This is a genomic window from Ruegeria sp. BK1, from assembly GCF_056535645.1.
The window spans coordinates 943,382-957,647 of the sequence record NZ_JBQFIS010000001.1 but is presented as its reverse complement, the minus strand read 5'-3'; the positions used below and the strand labels follow the sequence as shown (position 1 = coordinate 957,647).

Sequence of the window (14,266 nt, the reverse complement as noted above, 5' to 3'; positions counted from 1 at the left end):
AGGGTTAGTCCTTCAGAATTTGTTCCAATCGCTTCTTTTCCGCCTCGCTGAGCGTATCCGAGCCCGCGGCCTGAACGTCCGAACGTTTTCTCAGGAAATTCCACCCCATCGCAGCGGCGATCAATAGCATGATCGGACCGGCCAGCCACAACATCAGGTTCGACCCCGTAACTGTTGGCTTCAGCAAGACATACTCGCCGTAACGATCTACAATGAACCGGATTGCCTCGTCATCCGTGTCCCCGGCAACCAGACGCTCGCGCAACAATAGGCGCAGGTCACGGGCCAGATCAGCGTTGCTTTCGTCGATACTTTCGTTGCGGCAAACAAGGCACCGCAGCCCGGTGCTCAGATCGCGGGCGCGTTGTTCAAGAACCGGATCGTCCAGCACTTCATCAGGCTGCACCGCAAACAGGGGTGAGGCGATTAGGGCGAAGATCAGGAAAAAGCGCTTCATTCCGCAGGTACTCCGCCACTTGGGGCCTTGCGCGCGCCCGCTGCGACCCGGAACCGCCGGTCCGACAGGCTGAGGAAACCACCCAGCGCCATCAGGATACACCCGCCCCAAATCCAGTTGGCCAGCGGTTTGATATAGGTCCGCATGACCCAGCCGCCATCGGCCTGCTGATCGCCGATCACAACATAAAGATCGCCCAAAAAGCGATAGTCGATCGCCGCCTCTGTTGTGGGCATTCGTGCGACCGGGTAGTCGCGCTTTTCGGGATGCAGGCTGCCCATCGGACGACCATTCTTTTCGACCCGAACATCAGCAGTTGTCGAGAAATAGTTGGGACCTTCAACTCGTCTGACATCTTCCAGTGTCAGCGTAAATTGCCCAACCTCGAAAGGTTGGCCAGGTTGTGCGACGCGGATATCCTCGACTTCCCAAGCGGTCAAACCCGCAATAGCGAAAATGGTGACGCCAAGCCCAGTATGAGCGACTGCTTTGCCCCAATCCGCACCAGGCAGTCGGAACAGACGTTGGATACTGCCTTTACGGCCCGTGCGACTCCACAGGTCCACCGCGGCCCCGAAGGTGATCCATGCGCCAAGAAACAGCCCAACCGGGCCCATGGCGCTGCGGCCGGTCTGCATCGCCCAAACCAGAATGGCCAATGCAACAGCCAGCACAAACGCATAGCGTAGCGAATATGCCGCTTTGCCGATCTTACCCCGCTTCCACGGCAGGATCGCCCCAATGGGCAGCACAAGGCCCAAAGCAATCATGAAGGGCGTGAAGGCGGCATTGAAGAACGGAGGCCCAACGGACAGTTTCCGATCAAACGCCATCTCGGCCACCATGGGCCACATGGTTCCGAAAAAGACCACGAAACAGCTAACGGCCAGCAAGATATTGTTCAGCACCAGCGCGCTTTCTCGGCTGACCATTCCAAAGACACCCTTGGCCTCCATCGCCTGCGCGCGTGCGGCAAACAACGTCAGCGCGCCGCCAATGAAGATCACAAGAATGAACAGGATGAACACGCCGCGTTCCGGGTCGTTTGCGAAGGCATGGACCGAGGTCAGCAACCCCGAGCGCACGATGAACGTGCCGATCAGCGAGAACCCAAATGCGATGATCGCTAGCAGGATGGTCCAGCTTTTCAGCGCCTCGCGTTTCTCGACCACAATGGCCGAGTGCAGCAGCGCCGCCGCCAAAAGCCATGGCATGAACGAGGCATTCTCAACCGGATCCCAGAACCAGAATCCACCCCAGCCGAGCTCGTAGTAAGCCCACCACGATCCCAGCGCGATACCGATGGTCAGAAACACCCATGCGGCCAATGTCCAGGGGCGTACCCACCGTCCCCAAGCCGCGTCTACGCGGCCCTCGATCAGGGCGGCGACGGCAAAGCTGAAGGCCATGCTCAGACCCACATAGCCCAGATACAGGAAGGGCGGATGGAAGGCCAATCCGGGGTCTTGCAGCAGAGGATTCAAGTCCCGCCCATCAAACGGAGCGACGATCAGGCGATCAAACGGGTTCGATGTAAACAGGATAAAGGCATAGAACGCGACACCAATTGCCGCCTGCACCGCCAAGACGCGTGCTTTCAGCGTTGGCGGCAGCCCCGCGCCGAATATCGCTGCCATACCGCCGAAAATCGCCACGATGAAGACCCACAGCAACATAGACCCTTCGTGATTTCCCCATGTGCCGCTGATCTTATAAAGCATCGGCTTTGCGGAATGGCTGTTCTCAACCACGATGCGCAGCGAGAAGTCCGAAGTCGTGAAGGCCCAGACTAATGCACAGAAAGAGAACCCGACCAAAACGAACTGAGCGATGGCCGCCGTCTCGCCGAATGTCATCCACCCGGTCCACCTTTTGGCCGCGCCGATCAAGGGAACGACTGTTTGCACAATCGCAACGAGGAAGGCGAGGATGAGCGCGTAGTGACCGAGTTCTGTAATCATGGCCCCGGATATAGTCCTGTTGCGCCGCAAGCACCAATAACTTTCGCTTAAACAGCACGCACATAGTGTCGCGGGTCAGGCTGTTTTCGCGCGGCGCCACTCTTCAAGTGCCGGGTTCTGGTCCGGGGTCAAGATCGTCTCGGACAGTTCTGCGTCAGGGCCAGGATCCGACCGACCCACGCTGGTGTGACGTAGCGCATTCAGGGTCTCGATGTTTCCGGCAACCTGGGGTGCGCGCAGGACTGTGGCTGAGATTTCCCGCTGCAAATCCTGTGCCTTGGCCTGATGTCGCGCACCGAAATAAAACGACACGATGACCCCCAAAAGCCACCAAAGCGGCTCGGGCACCAAGGCGATTCCCTGCATTCGGGCGGCAAACCACAGCGGGTCGATCATGGCAGCCACAAACAACCCCATCGTTCCCAGCGCCAGCGCGGGGCGCGGCAGGCGGTTTAACCCGTCGATGAACCGGTCATAGGCGCCTTTCTGCGGCATCTGAAACTCGGCCCCAAACTGCGCAAGCGTTTGGCTTTGAACTGTCGCATCCCGGACAGCGCGGTTTTCGGCATTCTCGCGGAATACCTCAGCGGTTTCACGCACCACGTTGCGCCCTCCTCCGAACAGAAACGTCAAGACATCCGAGATCAATCCCATTGCGCAACCCTTTGCTGAAATTCGCGTTCGTTCAGGTGATAGCGGGCCGAAATGAACTCTTCCGCCCGGCGTATCCACCCACCCTTCCCCCCGGCCCGCGTTCGCGCGTATTTTCGGGACGCAGGGCGACGGTCGGCCAGTCGAAAGTAATAGTTTCGGCGCGCAATCCCGTATGCATCGGCCAAGGCCGTTGGGCTCCTTTCGGCCGCCTTGAGGCTGGCCTGCGCGGTTTGCGGCCCGATGACCCCATCAACCGTCACCGCAAACCCCATATCGCGCAGCAAGTGTTGCAGGAGTTTCACGGCCTGCGCGCCGGTATTCACATACATGTCGAAAACTGACGCCTGAAGACCCTCGGGCAGCAAGGCCAGACGGGGACGGTCGAAATAATGCGTGACGAAAATCTCGACGGCTCGCGATAGGCTGAGCAGCCTGACATCCTCTGTCGTCATCTGACCGTCCGCGTTCAAATCCAGCCCCAAACGCCGCATCGTATGGATTGTGACGCCGTATTTGGTCGCGCCGCCGGGGTCGTCCGGGTCGTCCACGAACCCACCTTCGCGCGCCACGATCTGCTTTGCGATATCCCGAACCGTTTGCATGGCATCCTCCGCATCTGATTGCCGAGGACGCTGGCAGAGAACGGTTAATTCAGAACAATGACAAAGGGCGCTGCAAGGTTCATCCTCGCAACGCCCGTTTACTCAAATCTGAGCGGAGTTCAGCTATCGCTGCCTTCTTTGTAGACGCCTTGTTCCTTGAGCGCATCCACCACCTCTTTTGGCATGTATGTCTCATCGTGTTTCGCAAGGATTTCAGTGGCTTCAAACACGCCATTCACGTAGCTTCCTGTGCCGACCATACCCTGATTTTCGGTAAACAAATCAGGCAAGACACCGGTAAAGGCCACCGGTACACTTTCGCCGCCATCTGTGACGACAAAGGTCACAGTCTCTCCCTGCCCCCGCACGATCGAGCCTTCTTCGACCAACCCGCCGATGCGAAAAACCTCCGTCGGTTTGGGTGGCTCGGCGATTACTTCACTGGGGGACCGGAAAAAGTTGATTCCATCCTGCAAAGCCCACCCAATCAACGCCGTCGATGACACCAAGGCCACCACAGCCAGCAGAATGATTTGTACGCGACGACGTTTCTTGAGTGACTTCATGATATCCTCACGGGAACAGAGGGGCCATCATCAGGCCAAGGGTTTCAGTTTCACCTAACATCAGGTTCGCATTCTGCAAGGCTTGGCCACTGCTACCTTTTGTCAGGTTATCCAGCGCGCCGATCACAATGGCGCGACGTTCGATCCGGTCGCCCACCACGCCGATATGGCAAAAATTCGAGCCCCGCACATGATGGGTCGACGGGGTCTCACCGAAGGGCAGCATCTGGATGAAAGGTTCGTGTTCGTAGGTTTTGGCCAGCGTTTCATACACGCTTTCTGGATCGCCTTTCACGTAAGTGGTCGCCAGGATGCCCCGGTTGGCCGGTACCAGATGCGGCGTGAACTGCACATGGACCGGACGTCCTGCTAGGGCCGAGAACTCCTGATCGAACTCACCCAGATGCCGGTGCGTGCCACCCACGGCATAGGCGTTGTACCCTTCGCTGAGTTCGGCATGCAGCAGATTTTCCTTGAGCGACCGCCCCGCGCCGGACACCGCGCATTTGAGGTCCAGAATGATGTCATCCAGATCAATCACCCCGGCCGAGATCAGCGGGCGCAGCACATATTGCCCTGTGGCCGCGTTGCAGCCGGTACCGGCTACCAGACGTGCATTTCGGATATCATCGCGGTAGAACTCGGTCAGACCATAGACGGATTCGTCCTGCTGCGCCAAAGCGGCATGCGGGTTGCCGTACCATTTCTCATACTCATCCGGGTCGCGCAGGCGGAAATCAGCGGAAAGGTCAATGATTTTAAGATCTTTGGGCAGATCGCGGATGACCTCTTGGCTGGTTTTGTGCGGCAAGGCGCAGAAACACAGGTCGATCTGCGAAAAGTCAATCTCGGCTATCTTGCACAGGTCCGGCAGATCCATATGGCGCAGATGCGGAAAGACCTGCGCCATGGACTGGCCCGCCTTACGCTCGGCGGCCAGCGCAGTGATCTCCATATTCGGATGCTCGGCGATCAGGCGCACGAGTTCGGCACCGGTGTAGCCGGAAGCGCCCAGAATTGCGATTTTATGGGTCATGTCAGACCTCTTCTATTCATATGTCACATATCACGACCGCCGATGCGCCGGCCTTGGTTTACGGATTCGTCCGCTTGGCGTCCTTGACCTAAGTCAGACAGCCTCGAAGGAGATTTGTCGTCGCAGGAACTGCGTTGCCCGGTCACTGACGAAGGCGGGCTTGCCGGTGGTCAGAAACCCAGCCTCGCCCTTGCCCAGCATGTTTGGATGCCGGGCTAGGTAATCCGCTAGGCTTTCGGCCACCAGATCACCTTGGCTAAACACCTGCACATTCGGACCAAGAGCCGCCTGGAAGGTCTCGGCCATAAGCGGGTAATGGGTGCAGCCCAAAATCGCGGCCTGCGGATCAGGCATCTTGCGTTTGAGCGCATCGACATGGCTGCGTACCAGGGCTTCGGCCAGAATCATGTCGCCGTCCTCGATGGCATCGACCACGCCGCCACAGGCCTGGGCCTCAACATCCACGCCAATGGCGCGAAAGGCCAGTTCGCGCTGAAATGCACGGCTGGAGACAGTCGCGGGCGTCGCAAACAGCGCCACATGTTTTACGGCAACCTCACGCGGAGGGCTGTTGTCGCCCCATTGCCGCTCGGTCAAAGCCTCGATCAGCGGTACAAAGACACCCAGCACGCGCTTGCCCTCGGGCACGCCTTCTTCTTGCATCCGGCGCAGCGCAGCAGCGCTGGCGGTGTTGCAGGCCAGGATCACCAGATCACAGCCGCGGTCCCACAACGCGTTCACCGCCCCGCGGGTCAGGTCATAAATGTTTTCCGCATCCCGCACGCCATAAGGCGCGTGCGCACTGTCTGCGTAATACAGGAAATCCACCTCCGGCAGACGTTTCTGCGCGGCGTCCAGAACGGTCAACCCGCCCAAACCAGAATCAAAAATACCTACTGCCATTTGCCCCTTCAGGCGCGATGCCGTTCCTCAAACTCATAGCCGTAGTCATAAGACTTCAACGGCTTCGGGGACAGCTCATACGTGGCTTTGCGCAGGAAATCCATCATCTTGCGTGTGTCACTGGCCAGAGGGTCTAGAACGTCGCGGCTGATCGGCTCCCCGATCGCCACTTTGACAGGAGTGTCGACACGTTTTTTGAACTCTTTGATCAGCAAACCCATGCGCAAAGTGCTGTGCAGATGACTGGCGATCTGAAACAGACGCGAGGTGTGGCCGTCAAAGAAGACCGGCACCACTGTTGCGTTCGATTTAGCGACCATACGTGCGGTAAAGCCGCGCCAGCCCGGATCCATCGGGTATGAGAACGGCTTAACCCCGGTGCTGACCGTACCACCGGGGAAAATCCCAATCGCGCCACCGTCACCCAGATAGTTCAGGGCCGTTTTGCGAGTTTGCAAGTTCAGCTTCATCGCTTCTTTGGTATCGTCAAACGACACAGGCAAAACGACCCGGTTCAAGTCCTCGGCCTTGCGGAACACGCTGTTGGCCAGAATGCGAAAATCGCCGCGCGTTTGCGACAGAATATGTCCCATCATCATCCCATCAAGAATGCCATAGGGGTGGTTGGCAATCAGGATCAGTGGGCCGGTATTGGGGATATTCGCGAGCGATCCACCCACCACATCCAGAGAAAGGCCATAACGGTCCACCATGACCGTCCAAAAATCGCGGCCCTGCGCGACCTCTTGCTCATAGCCGTCCGCGCGTTTGATCAGGCGCATCCGACCCGTCGTGTTTTCCATCAACTTGATGACCATGCGACCGCCTTTGGTTTCGGCGGAATAAGCATAGGAAATGTCACGAGCGACATGGCGGGGCGAAGGCATTGCGGTCTCCGAGGTTCTGTGGCCTGCAACTTAGGTGCAGCCCACAGGTTTGCCTAGAGATCGTGACAGGGATGTGACGATCTATTCCGCCGCCGCGCGCAAATCGGGCCCACCGCTGCGAATGACAGACAACAGTTCTTCGCGCCGCTTGGCGGCCTTGGCTTCGCTTTCCTTCAAGACCGGACCAAAGCCACGAATGTCCAGCGGCAGACACGCCAGTGCGATCACCGCGTCCCGTGTCTGAGCGTTGATCAGCGGAGTGATCTCTTTGAGATCACGCTCATATTGTTTGATCAGGGCGCGCTCCATCCGACGTTCGGAGCTGTAGCTAAAAATGTCCAGAGGCGTCGCTCGCAAGACTTTCAACTTGGACAAGAGCTTGAGCGGGCCCAGCATCCATTCGCCATAGGTTCGTTTTTTCGGGCGACCATTCGGCCCCTTGCTGCCAAGAATGGGCGGGGCCAGATGCAGGGTTATTTGAAAATCGCCATCAAACTCGGCTGTGGCTTTTTCGCGACTGGTCAGCAGTAGACGCGCGACCTCGTATTCATCCTTGTAGGACAGAAGTTTGTGATAGCCCCGCGCCACGGCCTCGCGGATATCGGTATCCTCGAAGGCATCGACCATTTTGCGATACTTTTTGGCCAGACGCGCGCTTTGGTAATCGGTCAGGTGGTTAGCACGGAAATCAATGATCTGATCCAGCGTTTTGGGCAGTTCAGCGACGTTCGGTTTCAGGATATCGGCGACCTGCTGCGGGTGCAGAACCGCCCAGCGGCCGATATCAAAGGCGCGCTTATTGCGTTCCACTGCAGTGCCATTCAATTCGATAGCCTGTTCTATGGCCGAATGGCTGACCGGGAGTAATCCACGCTGCCACGCGGCCCCAAAGACCATCATGTTGGAATAGATCGAATCCCCCATCACGGCGCGCGCCAATGCGGTCGCGTCGAACAGGGAGACATCCTCTTTCAGCCGCGCTTCCAGTGCCAGTTCCAAACGTTCGCCAGGAATACGGAAGGCGGTGTCACGCGTAAAATCACCTGTCACCGTTTCATGGTTGTTGACCACGGCACCGGTCTGGCCTGCACGGGTCAGGCCCAGGGTCTTTGCCCCTGCGGACACGACAAGATCGCCACCAATCAGCGCATGAGCCTCGCCGGTGGCCACGCGGATGGCGCTGATATCTTCGGGGCGATTGGCCAGACGACAGTGGATATGCACCGCGCCGCCTTTTTGCGCCAGGCCAGCCATTTCCATCATGCCCGCACCTTTGCCGTCGATCTGCGCCGCCTGCGCCAATACCGCGCCCAGCGTCACCACGCCGGTCCCGCCAATTCCGGTAATCACCACGTTGTGCGTGCCATTGATCTCTGGCAGATCGGGCATTGGCAAATCCGGCAAATCGATTTCGGTGGTGGCCTCCTTACGGATCTTCGCACCTTCCAACGTGATGAAAGACGGGCAGAACCCGTTCACACAGGAAAAATCCTTGTTGCAACTGGATTGATCAATCGCGCGCTTCCGGCCCAGCTCGGTCTCTTTCGGAACGATCGAGACGCAGTTGGATTGAACCCCACAATCGCCGCAGCCTTCACAGATGTCAGTGTTGATGAAGACACGTTTATCCGGGTCCGGGAACGTTCCGCGTTTGCGACGGCGGCGTTTTTCAGCAGCGCAGGTCTGCACGTAGACAATGACCGAGACGCCCTCGATCTCGCGGAATTTTTCCTGAACCTGCATTAGTTCGGCGCGTTCGAACGTATCTACCCCCGATGGCAGCGCCTTGAAATTCACATCTTCCTTTTCGTCATAGACCAAAGCCACGTGCTGTACGCCCATCGCCTTGACCTCGGCCACGATGCGTTCGGCGGTCAAATCGCCCTCATTGCCCTGTCCACCTGTCATGGCAACGGCATCGTTGAACAGGATCTTGAAGGTAATGTTCGTCCCCGCCGAAAGCGCCGCCCGGATGGCTTGCACGCCCGAGTGGTTATAGGTCCCGTCACCGAGGTTCTGAAAGACGTGCGGTGTGGTCGAGAATGGAGCCTCGCCAATCCAGTTCGCGCCTTCACCCCCCATCTGGGTAAAGCCCGAGGTATTTCGGTCCATCCATTGAACCATGTAGTGACACCCTATGCCTGCATAAGCACGGCTGCCGTCGGGCACCTTGGTCGAGCTGTTATGCGGACATCCCGAGCAGAAATAGGGCAAACGCGTCGCGATCTCTTCGGCATTGTCGGCCCGGCGCGACTCGGCCAGTTTGGCAAGCCCTGCACGCACACCGTCGGTTTCGCGCCCCTCTTCGATCAGGATATCGCCCAGCTTTTCCGCGATCATAATCGGATCAAGGGCACCGCGGGTCGGGAACAGCTCTTCCCGGTGTAGGGTCCCTGCACCACCTTTGTACCACCCATACACGCGCCGCCCGCGACGGTCGTCGAAGATGGCTTCCTTGACCTGAACCTCTATCAGCTTGCGTTTTTCTTCGACGATGACGATCAGGTCCAGCCCTTCGGCCCAGTCATGAAAACCCGCCATATCCAGCGGGAAGGTCTGGCCCACTTTGTAGGTTGTGATCCCCAGCCGTTCGGCCTCAGCCTCGTCGATATTGAGCAGCGACAGAGCATGGACCAGATCCAGCCAGTTCTTGCCCGCCGCGACGAAACCGATCTTGGCACCGGGTTTGCCCCAGACGCGCTTGTCCATCTTGTTGGCGTGCGAGAACGTCTCAGCCGCGAACCTTTTGGCGTCGATGATCCGCGCCTCTTGCAGGTGCGGCGTGTCGCCAAGACGGATGTTCAGGCCGCCTTGGGGCATGTCGAATTGCGGCGTGACCACTTTGATCCGATCCGGGCTGCCATCGACGACCGAGGTCACTTCGATCGTGTCCTTCATCGTCTTCAACCCGACCCACACGCCCGCAAACCGGCTGAGCGCATATCCGTAGATGCCGTAATCGAGGATTTCCTGAACACCCGCCGGGCTGACAATAGGCATATACATATCCACCAACGCCCACTCGGACTGGTGCAGCACGGTCGAGCTTTCGCCGGTGTGATCGTCGCCCATCGCAACAAGGACACCGCCATGTTCCGCCGTTCCCGCCATGTTGGCATGGCGCATCACGTCGCCCGAACGATCAACGCCGGGGCCTTTGCCGTACCACAGGCCGAACACGCCATCGAACTTGCCATCACCCCGCAGACCTGCCTGCTGACTGCCCCAGAGCGCGGTGGCAGCAAGATCTTCGTTCAGGCCGAATTGGAAGGTGACATCGCTTTCAGCCAGATGCTTTTGCGCCCGCATCATCTGCTGATCGACCGCACCCAACGGAGAGCCCCGATACCCTGTGACCAGACCTGCAGTATTCAAACCTGCCTGTCGGTCACGTTCCTTCTGCAACAGCATCAACCGCACAAGCGCCTGTGTGCCGTTCAAAAGGACGGGGTTCTTCTCAATATCAAACCGGTCGTTCAGCGATATCTGTGGCTGGCTCATCAGACGTCTCCCCTCGTCAGATCAGTGTGCGTATTTCCCTCGCATTTTAGGTCACAATTTCTGACCTGTATAGGTTTTACCCTCTGTAATCCTGCCAAAATCACAGTTTGAATGTAGAACTTGTTACCTATTTCATATAGGGCTTCCAAAAGATAACGAAAGTTGCGGCGATGGATTGGGACAAGCTTAGGATATTTCACGCGGTGGCCGATGCAGGCAGCCTGACTCATGCGGGCGACAAGCTGAATTTGTCGCAATCCGCCGTCAGCCGCCAAATTCGGGCGCTGGAGGAATCGCTTGATTCGACTCTTTTCCACCGCCACGCACGCGGACTGATCCTGACCGAACAGGGCGAGTTGCTGTTCGACGCCACCTCGGCCATGTCTAAACGTCTGGATGCCGCCGCCGCGCGTATCCGTGACAGTGAAGAAGAAGTGTTCGGCGTTCTGCGCGTCACCACAACGTTCGGCTTTGGCACGCTCTGGCTCGCACCGCGCCTACCGAAGCTTTACGAACAATACCCGGACCTTAACATTGACTTGATGCTAGAGGAGCGGGTTCTGGACTTGCCCATGCGTGAAGCAGACGTCGCCATACGCATGAAAGAGCCCAGCCAGGCTGATCTAGTACGCAAACGCCTGATGACCGTTCAGATGCAACTTTACGCCACGCAAGAATATCTAGAGGAAAACGGCGCCCCTGAGGAGTTGGAGGAAATCGCGAACCACCGGCTGATCAGCCAGACGCCATCTGCGCCACAAGTTGGGGCAAGTGCTGCCATGGTACGGCACCTGATGACCTATAACCCCAGGTCCCTGTTGTCAGTGAACAACTATTTCGGCGTGCTGCAAGGCGTGCTTCACAACCTTGGCATCGGCGTCTTGCCGGACTACGTAACCCAGGATTTTCCGCATCTGGTACCCCTGCTCACCGATATCGAAACTGCAGATGTCCCCGTTTATCTGGCCTACCCCGAAGAACTGCGCCATTCCAAGCGTGTCGCCGCTTTCCGCGACTTCGTGCAGGACGAAATCATCGCGCAGCGCAAACAGTTGAAGCAGATGGGAAAACTCTAGCTATGCACCAAGGTCATAGCGGACATGACCTTTGATCAGTCTGAAACATCTTGATCGTTCATAAAGTGATCCCTAAATGAGCACATGAAGGCGATGATGCTGCAACGCTCATCATCTTCATACCTCCCTGTTGGACTATGGCCGAGCTTAGTGCTCGGCCTTTTTTTTTGGCTTCCACCCTTGTCGCCCCCGCAAAACTACTGGGAAAAATTCCTCCAACCGCATATGATCCCGAAAAAGCTAAATAATTTGTGTTCGAGGGCTCATTCATGCTTCACCCACTTCGCCTGGCGCTGGCGATGGTCGCTGCGCTTTCTCTGGCGGTTCCCGTTTTTGCGCAGGATACCAGCGCGTCATCGGTCACAATTCCCGAGGATCTGACACCTGAACAGGTCGACGATCTTGTTGCGCGTATGTCTGACGATCAGGTGCGCGCGATTCTTCTGGAGCGGCTGGATGCCGTGGCCGAACAAAAAGCCGCTGAAAAAGCCAATGTCGAAGACCCACTGACCGAAATCAACGAAATCTGGGCCGAGATGGTTTCGTCCTGGACTCATGTTCTTACAACACTTCCCAGGATTGTAACGGCGCAGATCACAGCGTTCGGCAATTTCGCTGATACGTTCGGCACGACCGGGGTTTTCACTCTTTTAGGGCTCGTCTTGTCCGTCCTTCTGGTTGGGTTTGTCGCCGAAAAACTGTTTATTTTCCTGACCCGTCATTGGCACGAAGCGACAGAGGTCGCGGACGAGGCCGATCTATGGGGCGCTGCCCGATACCTGTTTCGACGGTTTTGTAGGGAAATCGCGGGGCTAATCGTATTTTATGTGGTCGTCCGTGCATTCGGTCGCGGCGTGTTGACGCCCGAGCAGATCATCTATGCCGGACCCTTTGTATTCTACCTGATCTGGGTGCCGCGTCTTGGGGCCGCTGTCTCGCGCTTTGTTCTGGCACCGCAAAAACCGCAGTTCCGGCTCGTCAACATTGATGATCACTGGGCAAAATACCTGCATCGCAATCTGATTGGCCTGCTCATCTTGATCGGCTTTACCCTGTTCATCCTGCGCTTCAATGGCTTGAATGACATAACATCAGACGATACGCGCATCGGATTCTGGCTGAACGCCGCGATCCACATCTATATCGGCCTGATCGCCTGGACTGCGCGCGAGGGCCTATCCCAGATGATGTTGGGTACAGACCCCGATCACACCAAATTCGACGAAGAAGTTTCGCACTATTACCCCTATTTCGCAATTGGGGTCTCGGTCGCGATCTGGTTGCTGGTCGAATTCCTTGTGGCGCAGCGTGACCCCGCTGTCATGCGTGTTCTGGTCAACGGGGCGCATTTCACCACCATGTTCTGGCTGCTGATCGCGCCCGCACTTGATACATTGATTCGGGGCTTGGTGCGGCATCTTCAACCGCCGATGTCGGGTGAAGGGCCGCTAGCCGAACGGGCGCATCGCTCGGCCAAGCGCAGCTATATTCGCATCGGTCGCGTTATTGCGGGCCTTTTCGTTGTATTCATGATCGCGAACGCCTGGCATCTGGACCTGCGCGATGTGGCCTCGGCCGGCGTCAGTGCCGAAGTGGGCGGCGCCGTGATCGAGTTCCTGCTGATCATCGCCATTGGCTATATCTTAAACGAGGTCGTCTCTCTTTGGATCAACCGTCGCTTGGCTAAGGAACAGACCGCAGCTGAGGCGCTGGACGAAGAAGCCGGTGGCGAAGGCGGCGGCGCGGGTGGTTCGCGTCTTGCGACTGTCCTGCCGCTGCTGCGCATCACAGCGCAGATCACCATCGCGGTAATCTTCGGCCTGCTTGCCCTCGGGGCGCTAGGCATCAACATCACGCCCTTACTGGCTGGTGCCGGTGTTCTGGGTCTGGCCATCGGCTTCGGCGCACAGAAACTGGTGGCTGACATCGTCGGCGGCATCTTCTTCCTGATCGACGATGCCTTCCGCGTGGGTGAATATGTCGATGTGGGCGGCACCATGGGTACTGTCGAAAAGATCTCGATCCGCTCCATGCAGTTGCGCCACCACCGCGGACCCGTTCACACGATCCCTTATGGTGAGATACAAAAGCTGACCAATTTCAGCCGCGACTGGGTCATCATGAAGCTGAAATTTACCGTACCGTTTGATACTGATCCCAACAAGGTCAAGAAAATCTTCAAGAAGATCGGGGCCGAGATGATGCAGGACGAGACCCACAAGGATGGCTTCCTGCAACCGTTCAAATCTCAAGGAGTATTCGACTTCGACGATGTCGGCATGATTATCCGGGGCAAGTTCATGGCCAAACCGGGCAAACAGTTCACGCTCCGCAAAGAGATTTTCAATCGCGTGAAGGCGGAATTCAATGCCAACGGCATCGATTTTGCGCGCCGGGAAGTTCGGGTTGCCATTCCGGGATTGGAAGAGAACGAGAACCTCTCGGAAGAGCAAAAAGCAGCCGTCGGTGCCGCCGCCGCCGATGCAGTCAACAAGGGCGAAGCCCCGGCCTGAGCCCACGCTTTTTGAACCAATACGCGGGCCCTGCACCTTTGCGGGGCCCGTTTTTCTTCATCCAGACCACCCTGCGGTGACTTGACCCTTCCCACGGGCGCGCCCTTGCC

At 57.7% G+C, this 14,266-nt stretch carries 11 protein-coding genes; 2 read left to right on the top strand and 9 right to left on the bottom strand.

Annotated features, from left to right (window positions below; all coding sequences use genetic code 11):
* Positions 1-4: 4 nt before the first annotated feature.
* The 9 genes from ACR3E7_RS04705 to ACR3E7_RS04665 all read right to left on the bottom strand — a co-directional run bounded on the left by ACR3E7_RS04705 (position 5) and on the right by ACR3E7_RS04665 (position 10,567).
* Complete coding sequence (locus tag ACR3E7_RS04705; RefSeq protein WP_480504371.1) at positions 5-457, bottom strand: cytochrome c-type biogenesis protein; 453 nt, start codon at positions 455-457, stop codon at positions 5-7.
* Positions 454-2,418 (bottom strand): heme lyase CcmF/NrfE family subunit, encoded by a 1,965-nt coding sequence (locus tag ACR3E7_RS04700; RefSeq protein ID WP_170791037.1) that lies wholly within the window; start codon positions 2,416-2,418, stop codon positions 454-456. The genes ACR3E7_RS04705 and ACR3E7_RS04700 overlap by 4 nt, the downstream gene beginning before the upstream one ends.
* A gap of 75 nt (positions 2,419-2,493) precedes the next feature.
* Positions 2,494-3,072, bottom strand: a complete 579-nt coding sequence (locus tag ACR3E7_RS04695) for a holin family protein (protein WP_480504372.1) — start codon at positions 3,070-3,072, stop codon at positions 2,494-2,496.
* Entirely contained in the window at positions 3,063-3,674 is a 612-nt protein-coding gene (locus ACR3E7_RS04690) for a holin-associated N-acetylmuramidase (protein ID WP_170791041.1), read from the bottom strand. Before ACR3E7_RS04690 ends, ACR3E7_RS04695 begins: the two co-directional genes overlap by 10 nt.
* A 119-nt stretch (positions 3,675-3,793) precedes the next feature.
* A complete protein-coding gene (gene ccmE / locus ACR3E7_RS04685; RefSeq protein WP_170769664.1) occupies positions 3,794-4,240 on the bottom strand; it encodes a cytochrome c maturation protein CcmE in 447 nt (148 codons plus the stop codon).
* Positions 4,241-4,247: 7 nt separating this feature from the next.
* A complete protein-coding gene (gene argC, locus ACR3E7_RS04680; protein ID WP_480504373.1) occupies positions 4,248-5,276 on the bottom strand; it encodes an N-acetyl-gamma-glutamyl-phosphate reductase in 1,029 nt (342 codons plus the stop codon).
* Between the two features lie 93 nt (positions 5,277-5,369).
* A complete protein-coding gene (murI, locus tag ACR3E7_RS04675; protein ID WP_170769662.1) occupies positions 5,370-6,179 on the bottom strand; it encodes a glutamate racemase in 810 nt (269 codons plus the stop codon).
* Between the two features lie 8 nt (positions 6,180-6,187).
* Entirely contained in the window at positions 6,188-7,066 is an 879-nt protein-coding gene (locus ACR3E7_RS04670) for a lysophospholipid acyltransferase family protein (RefSeq protein WP_170786655.1), read from the bottom strand.
* 81 nt (positions 7,067-7,147) lie between these two features.
* Positions 7,148-10,567: an indolepyruvate ferredoxin oxidoreductase family protein gene (locus tag ACR3E7_RS04665; protein ID WP_480504374.1), complete on the bottom strand. Its 3,420-nt coding sequence runs from the start codon at positions 10,565-10,567 to the stop codon at positions 7,148-7,150.
* A gap of 170 nt (positions 10,568-10,737) precedes the next feature.
* On the opposite strand from ACR3E7_RS04665, the gene ACR3E7_RS04660 reads away from it, so the two are divergent.
* A complete protein-coding gene (locus ACR3E7_RS04660) occupies positions 10,738-11,643 on the top strand; it encodes a LysR family transcriptional regulator (protein ID WP_170786651.1) in 906 nt (301 codons plus the stop codon).
* Between the two features lie 269 nt (positions 11,644-11,912).
* Positions 11,913-14,156, top strand: coding sequence for a mechanosensitive ion channel family protein (locus ACR3E7_RS04655; protein ID WP_480504375.1), 2,244 nt, complete (start codon positions 11,913-11,915; stop codon positions 14,154-14,156).
* Positions 14,157-14,266 lie beyond the last annotated feature (110 nt).